Source organism: Nocardia sp. NPDC050793 (genome assembly GCF_040654065.1).
Lineage (GTDB): Bacteria > Actinomycetota > Actinomycetes > Mycobacteriales > Mycobacteriaceae > Nocardia.
In genome coordinates, this window is sequence record NZ_JBFAHG010000007.1 from 98247 (window position 1) to 119257 (window position 21011).

Sequence of the window (21011 nt, forward strand, 5' to 3'; positions counted from 1 at the left end):
ACCGCTGCGGGGGTGTTACCCGCGGGCCTGGCCCCGCACCCGCCCCCCTCCCCCCACCCAAAAACCCCGGCCGGTGCGCGCCGGCGGACGCCCCGCCCACGGCACGGTAACAGGGTTCGTGCACCGCCCTCTGGCACGGTCGCGCACGGCGCTGCATCACAGTCGCGGACGGCACGATGTCGGCGGGCCGTGCGCACACGGTGTCGGTGCGTCGTGCGCCGATCCGTGTCGGTGGGTCGTTCGCGCGGTGTCGACCCCGACTGGTCGGCAGAACCGTCTACACCGGCGTGAAATCCCGGCTGCCGATGTAGGTGGGTCGCCGCCCGGGTGCGGCGAACGGTTCCTCCAAGGTGTTCTCCACGCTGTTGAACACCAGGAAGATGTTCGAGCGCGGGAACGGGGTGATGTTGTTGGACGAGCCGTGCATGATGTTCGAGTCGAACAGCAGCGCCGATCCCGCGCGGCCGGTGAACTGCAGGATGCCGTGCTTGCTCGCCAGCGTGGTGATGTCGTCGGTGGTCGGCACCCCGATCTCCTGTTCCTGCAACGACTCCCGGTAGTGCTCGGCGGGCGTGCTGCCCTGGCACGGCACGAAGGTGCGGTGCGAGCCGGGCATCACCATCAGGCTCCCGTTGACGGGGTGATTGTCGGTCAACGCGATGGACAGGCTCACCGCGCGCGGGCTCGGCATGCCGTCCTCGGCGTGCCACGTCTCGAAATCCGAGTGCCAGTAGAAGCCCGTGCCGCGGAAGCCCGGCATGTAGTTGATCCGGGTCTGGTGCAGGTAGACCTCCGAACCGAGCACCTGCCTGGCCAGCCCGGCCACCCGCGATTCGCGCACCAGATCGGCCACCGCGCCGCTGAGCTTGTGCACCTCGAAGATGGATCTGACCCGCCGTGCGGCCTTCTCGACGATGAGCCGGTCGTCCTCGGCCAGCGCCGGATCAGCGGCGAGCCTGCTGATCTCGGCGCTGAACAACGCCACCTCGTCGGGGCTGAGCAGATCCTCGACGACCGCGAAGCCGTCCCGGTCGAAAGTGGTCAGCTCCGCGGACTCGATCGCGCCCCACACCGTCGGATCGGGTCGTTCGATGTGCGTGGTGCGACCACCGGTGCGGGTGGGATACCGATCGAGACGCTCGACCTCGTCGCGATCGATGGTCTGTGGCGACACTTCTCGCCGCTCCTTTCAGCCGATCGGCGCCGCGACAAGCGGGTAGACACCGTTGCTGTCGTGAACCTCCTGCCCGGTGACCGGCGGGTTGAACACGCACATCATCCGCATGGCGCTGCGCACCTCGAGACGATGGCGTTCGTGGCCGTCGAGCAGGTACATGGAACCGGGGACGAGCTCGTAGGTGACGTCGTTGTCCAGGTCCGTGAGCGTTCCCTCGCCCTCGATCAACCACACCGCCTCCACGTGGTGGCGGTAGTGGAACTCGTGCACAGTCCCTTCCTCGATGGTGGTCTCGTGGAAGGAGAACCCGACGCCGTCGCCGCCGAGCACGATCCGCTTGCTGCGCCAGCCGTCGCCCGCGACGTCGCGGTCGGTGCCGGTGATCCCCGCGGTGCTGCGCACGATCACTGCAGCGCACCTCCCTCGGCCGGGCCGCGGTGGTGCAGACGGCCCCAGCCGGTGCACACCGTGTCGATGGCGCCGGTGAGCAGCTGCAGACCGTGGTCGAGTTCCTCGTCGGTGATCGTCAACGGCGGCAACAACTTCACCACCTCGTCGGTGGAACCGGAGGTCTCCACCAGCAGGCCGCGTTCGAAGGCCACCTGGCAGACCTTGCCCGCCTGCGACGGGTCGTCGAAGGCGATGCCGTGCACCAGGCCGCGGCCGCGGGTCGACAGGCCGGGGAAGTGATCGGCGACCTCGCCGAGCGCGTGCGCGACGCGGGTGCCCTTGGCCTGCGTCGCGTTCTCCAGCGTGTCGTCGGACCAGTAGTGCTGCAGCGCGGTCTGCGCGGTGACGAAGGCGGGGTTGTTGCCGCGGAAGGTGCCGTTGTGCTCGCCGGGCGCCCACTGATCCAGTTCGGACTTGAAAAGCACCAGCGCCATGGGCAATCCGTAGCCGCCGATCGACTTGGACAGCGTCACGATGTCGGGGGTGATCCCGGCGACCTCGAAGGAGAAGAACGGACCGGTCCGGCCGCAGCCCATCTGGACGTCGTCGACGATCAGCAGGATCTCGCGCTCCTCGCACAGCTTCGCGAGGTGCCGAAGCCATTCCGCGCGAGCGACATTCACGCCGCCCTCGCCCTGCACCGTCTCGACGATGACCGCGGCGGGACGGTCGAAGCCCGAGGACGTGTCGTCGAGCACCCGCTCCATCCACTGGAAGTCGGCGGTGGTGTTGTCGAAGTAGCCGTCGTAGGGCATGTGCGCCGCGTGCACCAGCGGCACACCGGCGCCCGCGCGCTTGGCAGCGTTGCCGGTCACCGACAGCGCGCCGAGTGTCATGCCGTGGAAGGCGTTGGTGAAGCTGAGGATGGTCTCCCTTCCGGTCACCTTGCGGGCGAGCTTGAGCGCGGCCTCGACCGCGTTGGCGCCGGTCGGACCGGGGAACTGCACCTTGTAGTCCAAGTCGCGGGGAGCGAAGACGGTGTCGCGCAAGGTCTCCAGCAGCTTGCGCTTGGCCGCGGTGGACATGTCCAGGCCGTGGGTGATGCCGTCGCTCGCGATGTAGTCCAGCAGCGGCTGCTTGAGGATCGGGTTGTTGTGGCCGTAGTTCAGCGCGCCCGCGCCGGCGAAGAAGTCGAGGTAGTCCTTGCCGTCCTCGTCGCGCAACCAGGCGCCCTTCGCGGTGGTGAACACGGTGGGCCAGGCGCGGCAGTAGCCGCGCACATTCGATTCCAGGGACTCGAAGACGGTGGTTTCGGCGGTGATCATCGAAGCTCCTTCTCAGGCTTTCGCTGCGCGGTCGGCGCGATGCGATAGAGGTCTTCCGCGGCGTGGTTGTCGGGGAAGACGCCAGGATCGAACAAGGGGCGCTTGGTCATTCGCGCGCCACGGCGACGGGCCACGGCCGCGAACATCGCGACCGAGGCGGGATTGTCCGGCGAGATGGTGGTTTCCAGCGCGGTGACCCCGTGCGGGGCGACGGTGTCGAGCAGGCGCTCGATCAGCGCGCTGCCGGTGCCACGGCCGCGCTCGCTGTGCGAAACCGCCACCTGCCAGACGAATACGGTGTCCGGCGCCTGCGGGCGCAGGTAGCCGATGACGAAGCCGACGACCCTGCCGTCCACCTCGGCGACCACCGTGGTACCGGGGAAGTCCCGACACCACAGCAGGTACGCGTAGCTCGAGTTGGTGTCGAGCACGTGCGAATCCTTTGCGATCCGCCAGATCTGGGCGGCGTCACCCAGCCGCGGCGCGCGTAGCTGTGGAACACCGATTCGGTCGGATCTGCGCCGTGCCGACGCGAGGTCGGCGCGATCGATCGTTTCCGTGGACAAGGTTGGCAGTGACATACAACTCCCAGGTCGGGTACTGCAGTACTCATCCAGATTTGCGAACCAACTTTGAGCTGAAGTGGTCGATCTCTTTGCGGTTGTATTACGAACAGATCACGAGCCAAAACAAAATGTGATCAACGTTGCACGTCTAGGCGATATCCGAGACCGCGCACAGTGACCACGACGCGCGGATCGGAGGGATCGCGTTCGATCTTGGTGCGCAGCCGGCGCATATGGACGTCTACAATGCGTTCGTCGCCGAAAAATCCGTCGTCCCAAACGCGTTCGAGTAGCAGCGCGCGGCTGAGCACTCGCCCAGGGGATTCCGCGAGTTCGCAGAGGAGCCGAAACTCGGTGATTGTCAGGCGAATTTCCTCATCGCCGCGGCGCACGGCCCCGCCGTCCCGGTCGAGCACCAACGGCGCGGCCCGGTATGCGTCCAGCACCGTTTCTCGTGGCGCGTCGCGTTCGGCGGCCAGCCGCGCCCTGCGGCGCAATGCGCGCATGCGGGCGGAGATTTCCTTGATTTCGAAGGGTTTGGTGACGAAGTCGTCGGCGCCCGCCTCGAGCGCGGCGACCACGTCGTGGGTGTCGTCGCGCGAGCTGATCACGATGATCGGGACGTCGTGGTCGCGGCGGATCTCCCGGATGCAGTCGAATCCGTCCATATCGCCGAGCATCAGCTCGACGATCATCACGTCGGGGGCGCCGTTGCTGCGCAGGTGTGTCAGCGCGTCCTCGGCTTCGTGCGCCTCGGCGACGTCGTACCCTTCGTCCTCCATGGCTATCCGCAGTGCGCCGCGGATCTGGTCGTCGTCGTCCACGATCATCAGGTTCGCGCTCAAGACCTCATCCCTTGCAGACAGGCGGAAAGCGCGGCGTGATGCGGAAATCGCATGCCCAACGACGCGACAGTCCGCTTCGAGCAGCTTGCCGACCTCACGAATACCCGTAGCGACCGTTCGGTAAACATCGGGTAGCCGGCACGCGCCGCCCCATGCGGTCGCGGCGACCGCCGTGAGCTGGTCTTATCCGACCGCTACGCCCACCGAGGCCGGCGCGGTGAGCTCGCCGAGGATCGGCACGCCGAGTGTGCCGCGGGGGTCCGCACGGCGGCCGCAGCCAGTGTCGACAGTGTCGTCACCGTTCCACGCATCTGCGGCTCCCTTCCCGCCCGATTTGCCGGGCTTGTGGTGTGCGTCCGGTTGTCCACCCTTACCGGTGGGCGCGGCGATCGCAAGTCGACGGTGATCTACGACACATTCGGTCGCCCTGGTGAGGGCCGCCGGATACGCGCGGCGCGACCGCTCGGAGCAGCGGCGGAAGGGCCTTCGATAGCTGTTTGCCGGGTGCCATGCCGGGTAGCTGTCCGATATGGGCTTATCGGTGCGAGGAATCGTCTTCAACCCGCTGGTCTCGGCTGTCGCGGGCACGGCGGTCGATGTCGCGCGGTCCGGAGCCGGGTTGGCGTTCGACACCGGGATGAAGGTCGCCACCGTGCCGGTCCGCGTCGCCGAGACCGGCGTGCGCGCCGCCGTCGCCGGCGCCGAACTGGTGCTCCCCGACGCCGCGGGTCACCTGCGGGACGATCTGGCCGACCTCGTCGATCCGCACGCCGGACGGAGCCAGCGGCGGATCGCCGTGAGCGAGGATCGCGCGACCGTCGAGGTGCGCGGGCTCACCGACGAGGACAATCCGGCCATCACGCGGGCGCTCGGCAAGCGGCTCGATCGGTTGCGCGCGGTGCGCTGGTGGGAAGTCAACGCGGTCACCGGACGGCTCGTCGCCGCACTCGCCGACGGCGCGGCCGACCTGCCCGCGCTACTCGCCGAGGTCGAGCGGACCGAGCGCGACGCCGATGTCGCCGACCGCGAGTGGAGCCGCCGCGACGAGTTTCCCGCGGATCGAGAACCGTTGCTGGTCGCCGGAATTCAGGTCGCCGGGGATCTGTGCGCGATGGCCGTCACGGGCGTCTCCTGGCTGCTGCCGATCAAGCCGCCGGTGCGCGCGCTGCGTTCGGTGGCCGCGTTCACCGACTCCCAGCCGCGATTGCGGCGCATGCTGGAGGATCGATTGGGCCGTCCCAGAACGGATCTGGTGCTGAGCACCGCGACGGCGATCGGCAACGCACTCGGCAACGCGCCCGCGGAAGGCATGGCGAACCTGTTCACCGACACGATGCAGCGCACGATGGTGCTCACCGAAGTGGTGGCGCGGCGCGCCCAGTGGCGCCGCTGGGAATGCGAGCTCACCACGCACGCGGCGCTCTCCGTCGACGAGCCGCTGCCGCCGCACACCAGGCCTGCCGATCTGCCGCGCGGACCCGTTGAACGAGTCGGCGACGAGACCTCGGCGGGCGCGTTGCTCAGTGCGGCCGCCTTCGGCGCGACCAGGAGCGGGAGCGCCGCGGCGGAGGCGCTGGAACTCGGCGCGCCCAAAGCCGCCCGCGCCACCAGGGAGGCCTACGCCGCCGCCGTGTCGACCACCCTGTCGCGCGCGGGCGTACTCACCCTGGAGCCGGTCGTCTGGCGACGGCTGGACCGCCTCAGCGCGATCGTGGTGGATGGCGAATCCTTGCTCACCCCGCGCCGTCTGGTGCTGGCCGCCGAGGCCATCGATCCGCGGTGGCGGGACCCGCGCAGGCGGCGTCGGCCGGACCGCGCGTCGACCGAGACGGAGAGCGCCGTCGAGACGGACGGCGACGGTTACGGTACAGAGCCGCGCGCCACGCCCGAGGACGCGGCCCGTCGGGTGTCGAGCAATGGCTCCGGCCCCACGAAGGACGACCTGGGCGAGCGCGTGAAAGCGAACGAACAGCGCGCCGCGGCCCACGTGTGGAGCGCGGCCCAGCGTCTGCTCCGCCCCAGTGCGAACGACAGCTCTCCTGGCGCGAAAGGCGCAGCACGGCAGCAGGATTCGCACGGCCTACGCTTGGTGCACCCGTCGAGCGGAATGCCGGACCGCGGCCCGACCCTGCGGCCGGTCTGGCGCGAATTGCGCGACGGTGACCGGCCGGTGGGCCGGGTCCTTGTCGGGCGCGAGCTGGACCGCCGCGCCCACGCCGTGCTCACCGCGGCGCGCGGTGCGGGTCTGCGGGTGACTCTGGTCGGCGGCGAGGATGTCGCGGAGTTGCGTTCCCTCGCTGACGAATTCGTCTCCGCCGGAGTGTCGATGAGCAAGCTGGTGCATGGCGCGCAGCAGGACGGTCACGTCGTCGCGGTGCTGAGCCCGCGCGCACACAAGGCGCTGGCCTGGTCCGACGTGGCGATCGGTCTGTGCGGCGGGGACTGCGGCTCGATGCGGCCATCGTGGAGCGCCGACATCCTTTGCCGCGACCTGGCGCAGGCCCAGCGGGTGCTCGCCGCCGTCGCCCCGGCCAGGCAGGCCAGCGAACGCGGCAGGGCGCTGGCGCTCTCGGCGTGCGCGCTCGGCGGACTGCTGCTGGCGACCGGGCCTGCCCGGCACGGGCGATACTCACCCATGGTCACCGCGCACTGTGTCGGTCTGCTCAACGGCGCCGTCGCGGGCTGGCAGGCGGTGCGCACCCAACCGCGCGGCAGCTCGGCGCCGCTGCTGCCCTGGCACGCTCTCGAAGCCGACGAGGTCCTTTCCCGGATGCCGCGACCACCGGCCCTGAGCGAGCGGGCTGCCGAAACCTCGCGCACCCCGGCGATTCTCGCGCCGTTCGCGGCGGTGGTCTCGTTCGCCGGGCAGATTCGCCGCGAGCTGGCCGACCCGCTCACCCCGATCCTGGGCGTCGGCGCGATCGCCACCGCCATCCTCGGCTCGCCGTCCGACGCCCTGCTGCTCTCTTCGGTGCTGACCGTCAACGCGCTGGTCTCCGCGCGGCAGCGCCAGAAGGCGGAGAACGCCCTGCACCGGCTGATCGCCGACGAGCAGGTGACCGCCCGGTTGCTGGACCGCGCCGTGATCGGCAACGGCGGGACCGAGCCCGACACCGACCGCGCCGACGAACACGTGCTGCCCGCACATCGGCTCGCGCTCGGCGATGTCGTCGCGCTGCGGGCGGGCGATATCGTGCCCGCCGACGCGCGCCTGCTGTGGCTGGACGATCTCGAGATGGACGAATCCGGATTGACCGGCGAATCGGTGACCGTGGAGAAGCAGCTGGCCGCGACCCCGGGCGCCGAACTCGGCGACCGGGCGTGCATGGTGTTCGAGGGCAGCACGGTGGTGAGCGGCGCGGCGTGCGCCGTCGTGGTCGCGGTGGGGTCCGACACCCAGGCGGGCCGCGCGACCGCGGGTGCGGTACCCCCCGAAAAAGGCGGTGTCCAAGCGCAATTGCGGCGGTTGACCGAGCGCGCGCTGCCCCTCACCTTGACCGGCGGCGGCGCTGTGACGGCGCTGGGCGGCTTGCGTGGACAACCACTGCGCACCGCGATCGCCGACGGTGTCGGCGTGGCCGTCGCGGCGGTGCCGGAAGGCCTGCCGCTGGTCGCCACCGTCGCGCAGCTGGCTGCCGCCCGTAGGCTCTCCAGACACGGCGTGCTGGTGCGGGCCAACCGCACCGTCGAGGCGCTCGGCCGGGTCGACACCCTGTGCTTCGACAAGACCGGGACGCTCACCGAAGGCCGGCTGCGGCTGACCACGCTCGCCGACCTGCACGACCAACTGCCGCCCGATGCCGATTCCGACACCGCGCGCCGTCTGTTGCGCGCCGCCGCGCGTGCCTGCCCCGATCCGGACGGGGGGCCGGTACTGCACGCCACCGATCGCGCGGTCATCGAAGCCGCCGACGTGCTCGGCGACGACGCGCACGAATGGGATCAGATCGAGGAGATTCCGTTCGAGTCCAACCGCGGTTACGCCGCCGCGCTCGGCTACACCACCCGCAGGCTGCGCCTCGTGGTCAAGGGCGCCCCCGAGGTGGTGCTTCCGCGCTGCGCCAAGGTGCGCACGGACGACCAGGACAAGCAGCCGCTCACGGACGAGAAGCGCGAACGCGCGCAGGCCGTCGTGCAGGATCTCGCCGAACAGGGCCTGCGAGTGCTGGTGGTTGCCCGCCGTGATTTGGCCGAGGAGCCGGAGGACGTCGAGGAAGCGGTCGACGAACTCACCTTGCTCGGCTTCCTCGGACTGGCCGACACGCCGCGTCCGCAGACGCTGCCGCTGGTGAACGCCCTGCGCGAGAACGGGATCGGCATCCGCATGATCACCGGCGACCATCCGGTGACCGCGATGGCCGTCGCGCGACAGCTGGGCATCGATGCGGAGTCGGTGGCCACCGGCGCCGATCTGGACCAGCTCGACGACAGCGCGCAGACCCAGCTGATCGAGAAGACCTCGGTGTTCGCCAGGGTCGCTCCGGAGCAGAAGGTGCGCATCGTCGCCGCGCTGCGTCGCGCCGGGCACGTCGTCGGCATGACCGGCGACGGCAGCAACGACGCGGCCGCGATCCGCAGCGCGGACGTCGGAATCGGTTTGGCCGCACACGGTTCCGCGGCCGCCCGCAATGCCGCCGACCTGGTACTCACCGATCCGGATCCGACCGCGCTGCTGCACGCCCTGGTGGAGGGGCGCGGCATGTGGCAGCGGATCAACGACGCCGTCGGCGTGCTGGTCGGCGGCAACGCGGGCGAGATCGCCTTCACGCTGTACGGCACCGCGGTGAGCGGTCACGCCCCGCTCGGCACCCGCCAGTTCCTCCTGGTGAACATGCTCACCGACATGTTCCCCGCGCTCGCGCTCGCTCTGTCCCCTGACCGCGGGGAGCAGAACGCCGCCGATCCGCAGCAGCGGGCGCGCCAGCTCTCCGAGATCCCGCCCGCGCGGCTGGGGCCGGAACTCGTGCACACCATCGCGGTGCGCGGCATAGCCACCGCCGCGGGCGCGGCGACCGCGTGGACGATCGGCCGCTATACCGGGTCGCACCGCCGCGCCGCCACCATCGGCTTGGTCGCGCTGATCGGCACCCAGCTCGGGCAGACCCTGATCTCCGGCCACGACAGCCCGCTGGTCTGGATCACCACCGCGGCCAGCGGCGCGGTGCTCGGCGCGGTGGTCATGACACCGGGAGTGTGCAACTACTTCGGCTGCACCCCGCTTGGCCCGGTCGGCTGGACGATCGCCGCGACGAGCGCCGCCGCGGCGACGGCGGGTTCGATTGTGCTCCCCCGCTTCCTGCCCGTGCCTGCCATCGGCGAGTAGCCCGCGTGATTCGGCTCAGTGCAACGGCTGGCTCGAAGCAACGGCTGGCTCGAATTGCTTCCGGCGCAAGCGTTCTCGATCAGCAAATCGGCAAGGTAAGGATCGGCGCGGCACTGTGGCCCGCGCCGATCACTCGGCTCGCTCCGCTCAGGGCTCGTCCGGGCCCGTGGTGAGCGGGGGCTGGTCCGGGACGACGTCCGGCTCCTCCGCGTCGAGACGCTTGTCCATCGACTCGCCATGGCGCAGGTCGGCGGGCGATTCGGCGTAGCGTTCGGCGGCCGACCATGCGTCGGGCGGATCCATCGCCGCCTCGAGCGGATCGGCGTCGAGTTCGTCCTCGTCGAGCTGTTCGGTCGTGGGCGGGATCTCGTCGGTCCACATCGTCTCGTCGAACGGCTCTCCGCCTGAAGGTTCGGTCATGCTCGAGGTGTTGCCGCTGGCGAGCCGCCGAAACGGGGATCAGCCGTCCTCGTGGCGCGAGCGCTCCAGCCGGTTGAAATTGCTCGGCGAGCCGTCGGCCCGCTGCTCCTGGTAGAGGAAGCGCAGCCGCCGGTCGTCGAAGGTCGCGAACCACTCGTCCCATTCGACATGGCGCAGCACCGCGCCGCCGTAGCCGGGAAAGTCGAAGCGCAGCACGCCGAGACGGCCGTTGTACTCGCTGCCCGGCATGGTAGCGGGGTAAGCGCCGCGCTGCTCCGCCCACCGCCTGATCACCTCGTGGTTGCGCGTGACCAGGGTGCGACCCGCTCGGTCCGGCCGCTGGGCCGGCGACGTGATCTCCTGTGCCTGGTGCAGCGACCTCGGATGCCCCGGTCCGGCGTGCGGAGTCCGGGTGGCGGGTCGTCGCTGATCGTCCATGACGACTCCCTCTGCGCCCTCGTATCTCGTTGTCCGGTTTGCTCACCACGTACCCGAACCGAGACGTCGGCAAACGAGAGTGAGGCGTACGCCGCAACCGATTTGTCCCGTCTTCGGTGGGTATCCGCTGAATGATCGGCCTTCGCCGCCGAGGCTCGCGGCGGCGCGGGTCAGCGCCACCGAGGAGATGTCGCATGGACGACCACACGCCACAGCCGATACCCGATCCCATACCCCCGAATCCGCAGCCGGACCCGGTGCCGACGCCGCCGGAGCCGGAACCGATTCCGAACCCCGATCCGGCTCCGCACCCGTTCCCGCCGCCGTTCCCGCCCGATCCGGGCCCATCCCCGCTATCGCCCGAACCGGAGCCGGGACCGGCGCATCCTTTCCCGCCCGAACCCGATCGGCCGACGCCGCCGCCCGGCCCGGATCCGCGCGAACCCGGGCCAGGGCACCGTACGCCGGGGCCGGATCCCGCGCCCGCACCGCCGAATCCGCAGTGAGGGCCGCGTCGCGCGGATCAGTCGCGCAGCGCCTCTTCGCGCAGCCAGCGCAGGGTCTTGGCCAGAATCCGGGAAACGTGCATCTGCGAGACGCCGAGCACGTCGGCGATCTGCGTCTGGGTCTTGCCCTCGAAGAACCGCATGACCAGCACCTGCCGCTCCCGATCGGGCAGCTCGGCAATGAGCGGCTTGACGGCCATGTAGTCCTCCACCAGGTGGTAGGAGGGTTCGTCGGCGCCGAGACTTTCCAACAGCGGCAGCGGCGCGCTGTCGATGTCGTCACCCGCGACCGCGTCGATGGACGAGGACTGGTACGCATTACCCGCGATCAGGGCCTGGGTGACCTCGACGAGGTCGACCTCGAGCTCGTCGGCGATCTCACGGGCCCGCGGCATCCGGCCGAGCCGCTGCGACAGCGCTTCCACGGTCGCGCCGATGCTGAGCTGGATCTCTTTGGTGCGCCGCGGCACTCGAACGGCCCACGTGTTGTCGCGGAAGTGCCTGCGGACCTCGCCCATGATCGTCGGCACCGCGAAGGCGAGGAAGGACGACCCGCGGCTGACGTCGAACCGGTCGGCGGCCTGCACCAGCCCGAGCCGCGCGACCTGGAGCAGATCGTCGAATACCTCGCCGCGCCCGGAGAACTTGCGCGCGATGTGCTCGGCCAGCGGCAGACAACGCCCGATCAGCTCCTCCCGGAGCGTGGCGCGGCGCGGGTCGTCCGGGGAGAGGGCGTCGATCTTCTCGAAAAGCGGCTCGATGTTGTCGTAGCTGTCGCCCGCCGACTTCGACTCACCCGCCATCGGCGCCCCCTCGCACCCAGGTGAAATCGACAATCGTGCGATAACCCGACAGCGCCACGTCGTAGGGCTCCTGCTGCGCGGCGATGGATTCGGTGAGCGTCCGCACGATGTGCCATCCGAAACCAGCCTGTTCCACTATTGAGTCGGTCGTCGCGATCGACGACACATGCACGAACATGCGGTTCTCGTCGTAGGTGAACGCGCAGTCGATGTCCGAGCCGGGCGCCGCGTCCAGGATCAACACGGTGGCCACCTCGTCGAGCGCGAGCCGGATGTCGGTGACCTCGTCGATGGCGAAATCCGCGATGAGAGCCACGGTTTCGGCGAGGGCGCGTAGCATCGTCAGCTGCTCGAGCCGCGCGGGCACGCGGACACCGATGGTCGTCGTTTCCGTCGAGGACTGCGAGGTCCACTCCCCCATCACCCATCACCACCTTGTTTCGCGCGGCCGATCCGTCAGGCTACCGCGCAACAATCGCCAGCACTCGTGGTCGGGCGACCGCGGCGTCCCTCATCGTTGCACTTACCCGTCGGACACGAACTGAAACGCCGGTCGCCGCCGACGTGGCTACCAACCCTACCGTTGCACCCGCTTTGCCTTCGCCTCGCCGGCGCTCGGCTCCGGCGTGCGCGAGGCGCGCTGTCACACTACTCGCTCACTGCGTTCGCTCGTGCGCGGTGAGCAACAGGTGATCGAATTCCGTGCGCACGCCGACGGCGGCCTGCGTCACGGTGCTCATCTCGGCGATCAACTGGGCGGCCAGCGCGCGCAGCTTCACATTGGTTTCCTGCGAACGCCAGCTCAGTACGCGAAAAGCCTGTTCCGCGCTCACGCCGTACACCAGCATCAGCGCGCCCTTGGCCTGTTCGATGACCGCGCGCGCCTCGTACAGCTCCGGCAGCGTGTCGTCCAAGGTCTCCTGCCGGTGCTCCTCGAGCGTCTCGGTGACATCGATGTAGTAGCCCGCGGTACCGACCACTTCGCCGGACTCGTCGGCCATCTGATCGGCCACCACGATGATGTGGTGCACGACCCCCTTCGTGTCGATGATCCGGTGCCTGCTCGAGAACGGCTCGGCGGTCTCGATGGTCTTCGCCAGCCGGGTGGCGACCTGCTCGCGGTCGTCGGGGTGTTTGTGCGAGAGCAACAATTCCGTCGTCGGCCGCACCGTTCCCGGCGAGTACCCGTGCATCAAGGCAACCTCGTCCGACCACTCCCACCGCTGGTCCGCGAACCAGAACCGGAAACTGCCGACATTCTGCGGCGTTCCCATACCGATCACCCGGTTCAGCGCGAACGCCTCGCCGGGCGGCATCGACCCACTCTCCGTCACAGAGAAAGTATCCGTCCTCGCCGAGTGCGCGGCGAGCAGATCTGTGCCTCCGAGGACTATCGGCCCCTATTCTCAGGGTCTCTTCTCAGGCCGGTACGGCGGTGGTCGCGCGACGCCAGCTGCGATGCCTGGCCAGCGCGTCGGCGAACGCGTCGACGAACTCGTCCGGCAGCGCGCCGCCGCTCGACTCGGTGGTGATCACGCCGTGCTCGATGCCGAGATCGCCATCCGGCGGCGTGTCGGGAACGATTCCGGAGATGCGCAGCATCGAGACGCCGGCGCCGAAGGCCGCGACGGCCTTCGCGTGCTTGAACGCCTCCAGCACGAAATGCACCGCGGAACCGTTGCGCGCCAAGGTCTCCGCCGCTGCGGGGCCGCCCGCGACGACGACGCCGTCGTAGAGCACGGATGCGGTGGTGACCAGCGCCCGATCGACGGGGAGCTGGTCGCCGTCGGACCCGTCGCCCCTGATCGACCCACCGTGCAGGCCGAGCACCTCGACTATCGCGCCGCGTTCGGTCAGCGCCGTGCGCAGTGCGCGCACCCCGGTCGCGTCGACGCCGTCGGCGGCGAGGATCGCGATCTTGCGCGTCTGGATCGTGTCCATCGCGGTGTTGGCCTGGGACAGCGCCGGTGAGATGAATGCCTCGGTGGTGTCGACGTCGGGCTCGGGGGCGGAGACGCCGAGCTTGCCCGCCACCCGCACCGCCAGATCGGAGTCGATGCGGACCAGATGCTCCACGACCCGTTCGCGGATCTCCGGTCGCACCACCTTGCCCAGCTCGAAGGCGAACGCGTCGATGATGTGTTCGGCCTCGATCGGGGACATGCTCCGCCAGAACATCCTCGGCTGCCGGTAGTGCTCCTTGAAGCTCTCCGCGCGCTTGCGCAGCGCCTGACCATCGATCTGTTGCGGATAATGCTGGAACGCACCGGAATCGGCCAGGAACGGGCAGCCGCCGCCGATGCTGTTCTTGGTGTAAGCCGCTTGGCCTTGCGGAATCGCGTGCTGGCCGTAGCCGTCCTGCTGGTGATTGCGGACCTCGGCCACCGGCCGGTTGATCGGCAGCTGGGCGAAATTGGGCCCGCCGAGGCGGATCAGCTGCGTGTCCAGGTAGGAGAAGTTGCGCAATTGGAGCAGCGGATCGTTCGTGAAGTCGATGCCGGGCACCAGGTTCGCGGTGTGGAAGGCGACCTGTTCGGTCTCGGCGAAGAAATTGTCCGGATTGCGGTCGAGCACCATCCGCCCTACCGGCCGGACCGGGACCTGCTCCTCGGGAATGATCTTGGTCGCGTCGAGCAGGTCGAAATCGAAGTCGAATTCGCGCTCCTCGGGCACCACCTGGACGCCGAGCTCCCACTCGGGATACTGGCCGGCCTCGATGCAATCCCAGAGATCGCGGCGGTTGAAATCGGGGTCGCGTCCGGCGATCAGCTGACATTCGTCCCACACCAGGGAATGCACGCCGAGCTTCGGCTTCCAGTGGAACTTGACGAAGGTGCCCTTGCCGCGCGCGTCTATCAAGCGGAAGGTGTGCACGCCGAAGCCCTGCATCATCCGGTAGCTGCGCGGCAGCGCCCGGTCCGACATCAGCCACATGATGGCGTGCAGCGTCTCGGGTTGCAGCGAGACGAAGTCCCACAGCGTGTCGTGCGCCGAGGCGGCCTGCGGAATCTCGTTGTGCGGCTCGGGTTTCACCGCGTGCACGAAATCGGGGAACTTGATGCCGTCCTGGATGAAGAACACCGGGAAGTTGTTCCCGACCAGATCGTAATTGCCCTGCGCCGTATAGAACTTCGTGGCGAAACCGCGCACGTCGCGCACCGTGTCCGCGGAACCGCGGGATCCGGCGACGGTGGAGAACCGCACGAAGACCGGGGTGCGCACGCCGGGGTCGGTGAGGAACTTCGCCACCGTGACGTCGGCCAGCGCGTTGTCGTACGGCTGGAAGTACCCGTAGGCGCCCGCGCCGCGGGCGTGCACCACGCGCTCGGGGATCCGCTCGTGATCGAAGTGGGTGATCTTCTCCCGCGCGTGGAAATCGTCCATCAGGGTGGGGCCGCGGTCCCCGGCGGCCAGCGCGTCGTCGGTGCTCTCGACGCGCACGCCCTGCTGGGTTGTGAGGTAACCGCGCTCCCGGTCGACCCGGTGTGCGTCGAGCTGCCGCTGCTTGGGATCGGCGCCGGATCCGCCCGCGCCATTGCCGGATCGCTCGTTCACTGGTCTCCTCCTGCCTGATGTGGATCCCTCTCGTCCGGCCGACTGCCCGCATTCGATGCGGGTAAACCGAGCTCATCGAGCCGTTCGCGGTGACCACCGTGCACGGAAAGCGCGCGGCGAACCGTTTGCGAGCCGCGCGGGCGGGCATATCCCGCACAGATCGCCGACGGCACGTCCGGGCCATGGCTGCGCCGCGTGAAGTCGTGCGCCCGTCCCCCTCGCCGAACGGAGCAGTCGTGAAGATCGCCATGGTGTCCGAGCACATCAGCCCGCTCGCGGATTCCGGCGGTGGCGGTCATCAGGTGCACGTCGCGGCGCTCTCGGCGGCGCTGGTCCGCGGCGGGCACCGGGTCACGGTCTACACCCGGCGCGACGACCCGCACGTCAGGACCGAGGTGACGACCAGGGACGGGTACCGCGTCGTGCACGTCCCCGCGGGACCTGCGCGGCCGCTCAGCGGCGACCGGACGCTGCCCCACCTCGGCGAGTTCGGCACCTTCCTGCGCAAGCACTGGGCGCGCGACACCCCCGATCTGGTGCACGCGCACTTCTGGATCTCTGCGCTCGCCGCCGAGCTGGCGGCCAGGGCGCACGACATCCCGGTGGTGGTGACCTTCCACGCGTTGGGCACCGTCGAGCGCCGCCACCACGGGCTGGCCGACACCAGCCCGCGCTCGCGGATCCGCTTCGAGCGGCTCATCGCGACCAGGGCCGGGCACGTGCTGGCGACCAGTGCCGACGAGGCCGTCGAACTGATCAGGATGGGGGTGCCGCGTTTCCGTATCTCGGTGGCGCCGTGCGGCGTCGACCTCGCGGCCTTCCGTCCCGAGGGCTCCGCCGCGGGCCGCAAGGCGCGCCACCGGGTCTTCGCGGCCGGACGGCTGGTGCGCAGGAAGGGATTCGACCTCGCGGTGCGCGCGTTGCCCGACCTGCCCGAGACCGAACTGGTGATCGCGGGCGGCCCGGTGGGCGACGACGTGGACGACGACGCCGAGACCAAACGGCTCCGCCGCATCGCCGCGGAATGCGGGGTGCACGAACGGGTTCGGCTGCTCGGCCAGGTGTCGCACAGCGCCATGCCCCGGCTCTATCGTTCGGCGGACGTGGTGTTGTGCACGCCGTGGTACGAGCCGTTCGCCCTGGTCCCTGTGGAGGCGATGGCTTGTCGCAAGCCGGTGGTGACGACCGCGGTCGGCGGGATGCTCGACACGGTGGTCGACGGCGTGACCGGAAGGTTCGTCGCACCGGCCGAACCGGAGGCGGTTGCCCGCGCGGTCCGCCCGCTGCTCGAGGACGAGATGCTGCGCGAAACGTGGGGTGCGGCGGGCTGCCAGCGGGCACGCAGCCGCTACTCCTGGGATCGCGTCGCCACGGCCACCCTGGCGGCCTACCGCCGCGCCGCGCCCGCGCGCGCCGCGGTCGTCACGGGTGCGGCCGGCTCCCGGCGCGCCACCGCCACGGCGCGATGAGCCACGTCAGGACGAACAGCACCGCCGTTACGACACCGGCGACCACCGCTGCCGTAGTGCCCGCCACGACGTCGACCACGAGGATCAACGCTCCCACCAGTGCGACTCCGAGCAGGGCGACGCCCGCCATAGCGCACCGGTGCGCGGCCGCGACGACGTTGCCGAGCCGATGCCTGCGGAACAGAATGCGATGCCACGCAACCGGCGCCACGAGGAATACGGTGGCGCCGAACGCCGCGCATACGGTTACGAGATAGAGCGTCCGCATCTGCTGCGATATCGAAGCGAACTCCGCCTGAAAGGGTAGGAGCAGCAACGCGCCGATCAGGAACTGCACGCCGGTCTGCACGACGCGCAATTCCTGGATCAGGCTGGCCCAGTTGCGGTCCAGTCGTTCGAGCTCGGTTTCGCTTCTGCCCTCGTCGTGTACTCGACCCGCACGGACCGAGGTGTCGTCATCGTCGTGCACGGTCCGACCGCACCTTCCGCATCGGCGGGCCACGGTCGTTTCCCGACCCGCTGCACGCCTTCGCATACCCCGCTCAGCCCCTGATTAACTCGGTATCCGCCGGGTACCACCGCAGCATGGTCGCGACCATGGACGAACTGCTGCACGCGCTCACCCGCGCCGCGAACACCCTGCACGACGCCGAGATCAGGTTCGCGGTGGCAGGCGGCTGCGCGGTGTACGCACGCGGCGGTCCCACCTCGGATCACGATGTCGATCTCTTCGTGAAGCCGGTCGACATCTCGCGGGCCATCCAGGCGCTCGCCAAGGCGGGACTGCGGGTGTGCAAGCCGCCCGAAGACTGGTTGTCCAAGGTCTACGACGGCGACACTCTCGTCGACGTCATCTACCGGCCCAATTGCCGGGACGTCACCGACGAGTTGCTGGACAGGGCGACGGTCATGCGCGTCGGCCCCACGGTGGCGCCGGTGATCAGCGCGACCGATCTGATGATCGACAAACTGCTCGTCTTCGACGCGCACCGCTTGGATCTGAGCCCGCTGCTGCACATCGCGCGCGATCTGCGCGAGCAGGTCGACTGGGCCGTCGTGCGCAGTCAGACGAAGGAATCCCCTTACGCCCGAGCCTTTCTCGGCCTCGTCGACGACCTCGGCATCACCGACGCGGGCTGGACAGGGGCCGGGCATCGAGATCGAGAAGAAGGCTGAGCCGATGGAGACACCCCAGTATCTGGTCGCCCGTCTGCGCCGCGCGCTCGCCGAGGACCCACGCACCGCCGAACTCGGCGTGCAGGTCACCATCCGCGGCGAAGTGGTAGTGCTGGACGGCGAAGTGACCAGCGCCCAACGCAAAGAGCAGATGGAGCAGGTGGTGCGCGAGCAGCTGCCCGGCGTGGTCATCCACAACGACGTGCGCGTCACGGTGCCCACCGCACCGACCGGGACCGAACACCTGTCGTCGCACGAAGGGAGCTGACGCCATGCGGATCGCCGCGGTAGGCGACGTACATCTGGGAGCCGAATCCACCGGCCAGCTGCGACCCGTCTTGCGTGAACTCCCCCTGCGCGCCGACGTGTTCCTGCTCGCCGGAGACCTGACCAGGCACGGCACGCTGGACGAGGCCCGCGTCGTGGCGACCGAGTTCACCGACCTCGGCGTGCCCGTGATCGCCGTGCTCGGCAACCACGACTACCACAGCGACGCCCAGCACGACATCACCGCTTTGCTCACCGATTTCGGCATCACCGTGCTCGAGGGCAGTTCGACCACCGTGTCGATCGACGGGCAGACCCTCGGGGTCGCGGGCACGAAGGGCTTCGGCGGCGGCTTCGCAGGCAAGTGCGCCAGCGTGTTCGGTGAGCGGGTGATGCGCGAATTCGCCTGCCACACCGTGGAACTCGCCGATTCGCTGCGCGGCGCGCTGGCCGAGCTCGACACCGACGTCACCGCCGTGCTCACGCACTATTCGCCGGTCAGCGACACCCTGCACGGCGAGCCGAGGGAGATCTACCCGTTCCTCGGTTCCTATCTGCTCGGTGAGCCGATCGATGAGTTCGGCGCGGACCTGGCCCTGCACGGGCACGCGCACGCGGGCACCGAGCGCGGGACCACGCCGGGCGGCATCAGGGTGCGCAATGTAGCCGAGCCGGTGATCCGGGCGGCCTACGCCATCTACGAGCTGGAGCCAGCGAGGCAGCGGGCCGTCACCACCTGATACAGCCACCGGCAGGGGCAAAGGCGCCCGTGTTTCGGGTGCGCCGGCCGGGGCAACCGGGACGTATGGAAGCTCCGACGATCACTTCGAACGGGGCGTCCGTACCGCTGAACGTCCTGGTGTGGCACGCGCACAGCCCTTGGATGACAGCATTCGTCCAGGGCGGGCATCGCTATCTGGTGCCTTACGACGCACGCCGCGGCGAATGGGCGCGTGGCAGGTCCGGTCGTCCCTGGCCCGCGAACGCGGTCGACATCGCACCCGCCGACCTGGTCGACACCGACATCGATCTCGTTGTTCTGCAACGCCCGAGGGAAATCGATCTGGCGCACGAATGGCTCGGTCGCGCGCCGGGCATCGACGTGCCCGCGGTGTACGTCGAACACAACACACCGCACCAGCACGCGGCGCTGACCAGGCATCCGCTCGCGGGCCGCTCCGACATCCCGCTGGTGCACGTCACGCAGTTCAACCGGTTGATGTGGGACAACGGCCGCTGCCCGAGCATGGTGATCCCGTACGGGATCCCCGATCCCGGCCATCTGTACACCGGCGAACTACCGAGGGCGGCGACGATCATCCACGATCCGGTGCGCCGCTGCCGGATCACCGGCACCGATCTGCTCGCGCCGCTCTCCGAAGCCGCGCCGATCGATGTCTACGGTTCCGGCACCGAACGGCTGGCCGACGCACTGCACGTTCCACCCGACCGGATCGCAGGCGCGGGCGATCTCGCCCAGGACCGGCTGCACGAGGAGCTGGCCCACCGGCGCGTGTTCCTGCACGTGCCGCGCTGGATGTCGCTCGGCATGTCGGTGCTGGAGGCGATGTATCTCGGCATGCCGATCGTGGCGCTCGGTACCACCGAGGTCTCCGCATCTATTCCGCCCGAGGCCGGTGTGGTCTCGACCGAGCCCGTGATACTCGCCGAGGCGGTCCGCCAGTTCGTGCACGAGCCGATGTTCGCCGAATTGGCGGGCAAGGCGGCGCGGCAGTGGGCCCAGGCGAATTTCGGGCTCACCGAGTTCCTGCACGCCTGGGACCGGCTGTTCACCTCTCTCGTCGGCGATCGCCACAGCACGTCCGTCGGCTGACGCTGCACGGCCGCGCTGATTGCATAGCGATTTCCGGGGTATCCGTCGAACGGCGCCCGTCCGACGGTTGGACCGGAAGGAGACCACTATGCGCGCCGAGAACCATGACAAACCGCCCAAAGGTGTGTTCCCAGACCACCACCGGACCACGCGTACCCACGCGGGCGAGGCGATCGAGGATGCCAAGAACTGGCCGGGCATCGTCTTGGTCGGCATCGGGATCGTTCTCGTCGCGGTGACGCTCACTGCCGCCGGCTACGGCTACGAGGGCTGGGCGGTGGTCGCGGGCATCGCCGCGGCACTGAGCGTCGTCGTCGGCGCCGCCTTGGTCTTCGCCGAGCACAAGCGGGTCCAGAAGAAGCACGGCGACGCGTTCTACGACGACCACGGTCACTGATCGCAGCACCGAGCGGCGACGCGGTGCGCGGAAGGAAACATGATGACATTCAACGGAACTCGGCTGCTCGGCCGGAGCTCGATCGCGGTGGCGGGACTGGTGATCGCCGGTTCGCTCGCCGCGGGATGCGGCGACGGCGACGGCGACACCGCTCCGGTGCCCGCCACCCCGACCGAGGGCGGCCTCTCGCTGACCTTTCCGTCACCGACGAGCGCCGAGGTGCCGAATCCCGACGAGGTGACACCCGCCGCGGCCGCGCAGCTGTGCGACATGATGCGCGCCGAGGTCGACAATTGGCGCGAGCAGGGCGCGATCGTCGGCCGGGTCAGCTTCAACGCCACGGTCCACAACTGGGCGCTGCGCAACGGCGGGCTCAACGACGCCGTCATCGCCGACCAGACCATCGTCGACACCGCCACCATTCAGGAGTGTCCCGATGTGCGCCAGCAGGTGCTCGAGACGCTGGACATCGATGACTTGGCGTCCGGCCTCGCCGGTTTCTGAACGGCCCCGACACAGG

General features: G+C 69.4%; 20 protein-coding genes. 8 read left to right on the plus strand and 12 right to left on the minus strand.

Features of this window, described 5'->3' with window-relative positions; translation table 11 throughout:
• Positions 1–277: 277 nt before the first annotated feature.
• The 5 genes from thpD to AB0H50_RS23590 form a co-directional block, all read right to left on the minus strand.
• Complete coding sequence (gene thpD, locus AB0H50_RS23570) at positions 278–1174, minus strand: ectoine hydroxylase (protein ID WP_357456417.1); 897 nt, start codon at positions 1172–1174, stop codon at positions 278–280.
• A gap of 15 nt (positions 1175–1189) precedes the next feature.
• Positions 1190–1585, minus strand: a complete 396-nt coding sequence (locus AB0H50_RS23575; protein WP_357456420.1) for an ectoine synthase — start codon at positions 1583–1585, stop codon at positions 1190–1192.
• Positions 1582–2892 carry a diaminobutyrate--2-oxoglutarate transaminase gene (gene ectB, locus AB0H50_RS23580; protein WP_357456422.1) on the minus strand — a complete coding sequence of 437 codons (1311 nt, stop codon included), beginning with the start codon at positions 2890–2892 and terminating at the stop codon, positions 1582–1584. Before ectB ends, AB0H50_RS23575 begins: the two co-directional genes overlap by 4 nt.
• On the minus strand, positions 2889–3473 hold the full coding sequence (ectA, locus tag AB0H50_RS23585; protein ID WP_357456424.1) for a diaminobutyrate acetyltransferase: 585 nt from the start codon (positions 3471–3473) through the stop codon (positions 2889–2891). Before ectA ends, ectB begins: the two co-directional genes overlap by 4 nt.
• 119 nt (positions 3474–3592) lie before the next feature.
• Positions 3593–4303 (minus strand): response regulator transcription factor, encoded by a 711-nt coding sequence (locus AB0H50_RS23590; protein ID WP_357456427.1) that lies wholly within the window; start codon positions 4301–4303, stop codon positions 3593–3595.
• A gap of 541 nt (positions 4304–4844) precedes the next feature.
• Here AB0H50_RS23590 and AB0H50_RS23595 point away from each other — a divergent pair.
• Positions 4845–9626, plus strand: coding sequence for a cation-translocating P-type ATPase (locus AB0H50_RS23595; RefSeq protein WP_357456430.1), 4782 nt, complete (start codon positions 4845–4847; stop codon positions 9624–9626).
• Between the two features lie 147 nt (positions 9627–9773).
• On the opposite strand, the gene AB0H50_RS23600 is transcribed toward AB0H50_RS23595, so the two are convergent.
• The 6 genes from AB0H50_RS23600 to AB0H50_RS23625 all read right to left on the minus strand — a co-directional run bounded on the left by AB0H50_RS23600 (position 9774) and on the right by AB0H50_RS23625 (position 15348).
• A complete protein-coding gene (locus AB0H50_RS23600; protein WP_357456433.1) occupies positions 9774–10046 on the minus strand; it encodes a hypothetical protein in 273 nt (90 codons plus the stop codon).
• A gap of 39 nt (positions 10047–10085) precedes the next feature.
• A complete protein-coding gene (locus tag AB0H50_RS23605) occupies positions 10086–10484 on the minus strand; it encodes a hypothetical protein (protein ID WP_357456435.1) in 399 nt (132 codons plus the stop codon).
• 523 nt (positions 10485–11007) lie between these two features.
• Positions 11008–11793 (minus strand): RNA polymerase sigma factor SigF, encoded by a 786-nt coding sequence (locus AB0H50_RS23610; protein ID WP_357456438.1) that lies wholly within the window; start codon positions 11791–11793, stop codon positions 11008–11010.
• Positions 11783–12214: an anti-sigma factor gene (locus tag AB0H50_RS23615; RefSeq protein WP_357456441.1), complete on the minus strand. Its 432-nt coding sequence runs from the start codon at positions 12212–12214 to the stop codon at positions 11783–11785. The genes AB0H50_RS23610 and AB0H50_RS23615 overlap by 11 nt, the downstream gene beginning before the upstream one ends.
• A 235-nt stretch (positions 12215–12449) precedes the next feature.
• On the minus strand, positions 12450–13067 hold the full coding sequence (locus tag AB0H50_RS23620; protein ID WP_357456970.1) for a PAS and ANTAR domain-containing protein: 618 nt from the start codon (positions 13065–13067) through the stop codon (positions 12450–12452).
• Between the two features lie 145 nt (positions 13068–13212).
• Positions 13213–15348, minus strand: coding sequence for a catalase (locus AB0H50_RS23625; protein WP_357456443.1), 2136 nt, complete (start codon positions 15346–15348; stop codon positions 13213–13215).
• A gap of 236 nt (positions 15349–15584) precedes the next feature.
• On the opposite strand from AB0H50_RS23625, the gene AB0H50_RS23630 reads away from it, so the two are divergent.
• Complete coding sequence (locus tag AB0H50_RS23630) at positions 15585–16817, plus strand: glycosyltransferase (protein WP_357456446.1); 1233 nt, start codon at positions 15585–15587, stop codon at positions 16815–16817.
• Here AB0H50_RS23630 and AB0H50_RS23635 read toward each other — a convergent pair.
• Positions 16771–17286: a DUF6328 family protein gene (locus AB0H50_RS23635; protein ID WP_357456449.1), complete on the minus strand. Its 516-nt coding sequence runs from the start codon at positions 17284–17286 to the stop codon at positions 16771–16773. The two genes, AB0H50_RS23630 and AB0H50_RS23635, sit on opposite strands and share 47 nt — an antisense overlap.
• A gap of 116 nt (positions 17287–17402) precedes the next feature.
• Between AB0H50_RS23635 and AB0H50_RS23640 the strand changes: the two genes are divergently transcribed.
• From AB0H50_RS23640 to AB0H50_RS23665, 6 genes are all read left to right on the plus strand, one after another.
• Positions 17403–17993, plus strand: a complete 591-nt coding sequence (locus AB0H50_RS23640) for a hypothetical protein (RefSeq protein ID WP_357456452.1) — start codon at positions 17403–17405, stop codon at positions 17991–17993.
• A gap of 4 nt (positions 17994–17997) precedes the next feature.
• On the plus strand, positions 17998–18261 hold the full coding sequence (locus tag AB0H50_RS23645; protein WP_357456455.1) for a BON domain-containing protein: 264 nt from the start codon (positions 17998–18000) through the stop codon (positions 18259–18261).
• A 4-nt stretch (positions 18262–18265) separates the two neighbouring features.
• On the plus strand, positions 18266–19000 hold the full coding sequence (locus AB0H50_RS23650) for a metallophosphoesterase (protein ID WP_357456458.1): 735 nt from the start codon (positions 18266–18268) through the stop codon (positions 18998–19000).
• A gap of 143 nt (positions 19001–19143) precedes the next feature.
• On the plus strand, positions 19144–20094 hold the full coding sequence (locus tag AB0H50_RS23655; RefSeq protein WP_357456461.1) for a glycosyltransferase: 951 nt from the start codon (positions 19144–19146) through the stop codon (positions 20092–20094).
• An 88-nt stretch (positions 20095–20182) separates the two neighbouring features.
• Positions 20183–20491 carry a hypothetical protein gene (locus AB0H50_RS23660; RefSeq protein WP_357456464.1) on the plus strand — a complete coding sequence of 103 codons (309 nt, stop codon included), beginning with the start codon at positions 20183–20185 and terminating at the stop codon, positions 20489–20491.
• Positions 20492–20533: 42 nt separating this feature from the next.
• Positions 20534–20995 carry a hypothetical protein gene (locus AB0H50_RS23665; RefSeq protein ID WP_357456466.1) on the plus strand — a complete coding sequence of 154 codons (462 nt, stop codon included), beginning with the start codon at positions 20534–20536 and terminating at the stop codon, positions 20993–20995.
• Positions 20996–21011 lie beyond the last annotated feature (16 nt).

Excerpts from the sequence above, each read along its gene's own strand:
- ectB (WP_357456422.1), bottom strand. The coding sequence starts at position 2,892 with ATGATCACCGCCGAAACCACCGTCTTCGAGTCCCTGGAATCGAATGTG.
- ectA (WP_357456424.1), bottom strand. The coding sequence starts at position 3,473 with ATGTCACTGCCAACCTTGTCCACGGAAACGATCGATCGCGCCGACCTC.
- AB0H50_RS23600 (WP_357456433.1), bottom strand. The coding sequence starts at position 10,046 with ATGACCGAACCTTCAGGCGGAGAGCCGTTCGACGAGACGATGTGGACC.
- AB0H50_RS23605 (WP_357456435.1), bottom strand. The coding sequence starts at position 10,484 with ATGGACGATCAGCGACGACCCGCCACCCGGACTCCGCACGCCGGACCG.
- AB0H50_RS23610 (WP_357456438.1), bottom strand. The coding sequence starts at position 11,793 with ATGGCGGGTGAGTCGAAGTCGGCGGGCGACAGCTACGACAACATCGAG.
- AB0H50_RS23615 (WP_357456441.1), bottom strand. The coding sequence starts at position 12,214 with ATGGGGGAGTGGACCTCGCAGTCCTCGACGGAAACGACGACCATCGGT.
- AB0H50_RS23620 (WP_357456970.1), bottom strand. The coding sequence starts at position 13,067 with ATGGGAACGCCGCAGAATGTCGGCAGTTTCCGGTTCTGGTTCGCGGAC.
- AB0H50_RS23640 (WP_357456452.1), top strand. The coding sequence starts at position 17,403 with ATGGTCGCGACCATGGACGAACTGCTGCACGCGCTCACCCGCGCCGCG.
- AB0H50_RS23645 (WP_357456455.1), top strand. The coding sequence starts at position 17,998 with ATGGAGACACCCCAGTATCTGGTCGCCCGTCTGCGCCGCGCGCTCGCC.
- AB0H50_RS23650 (WP_357456458.1), top strand. The coding sequence starts at position 18,266 with ATGCGGATCGCCGCGGTAGGCGACGTACATCTGGGAGCCGAATCCACC.
- AB0H50_RS23655 (WP_357456461.1), top strand. The coding sequence starts at position 19,144 with ATGACAGCATTCGTCCAGGGCGGGCATCGCTATCTGGTGCCTTACGAC.
- AB0H50_RS23660 (WP_357456464.1), top strand. The coding sequence starts at position 20,183 with ATGCGCGCCGAGAACCATGACAAACCGCCCAAAGGTGTGTTCCCAGAC.
- AB0H50_RS23665 (WP_357456466.1), top strand. The coding sequence starts at position 20,534 with ATGACATTCAACGGAACTCGGCTGCTCGGCCGGAGCTCGATCGCGGTG.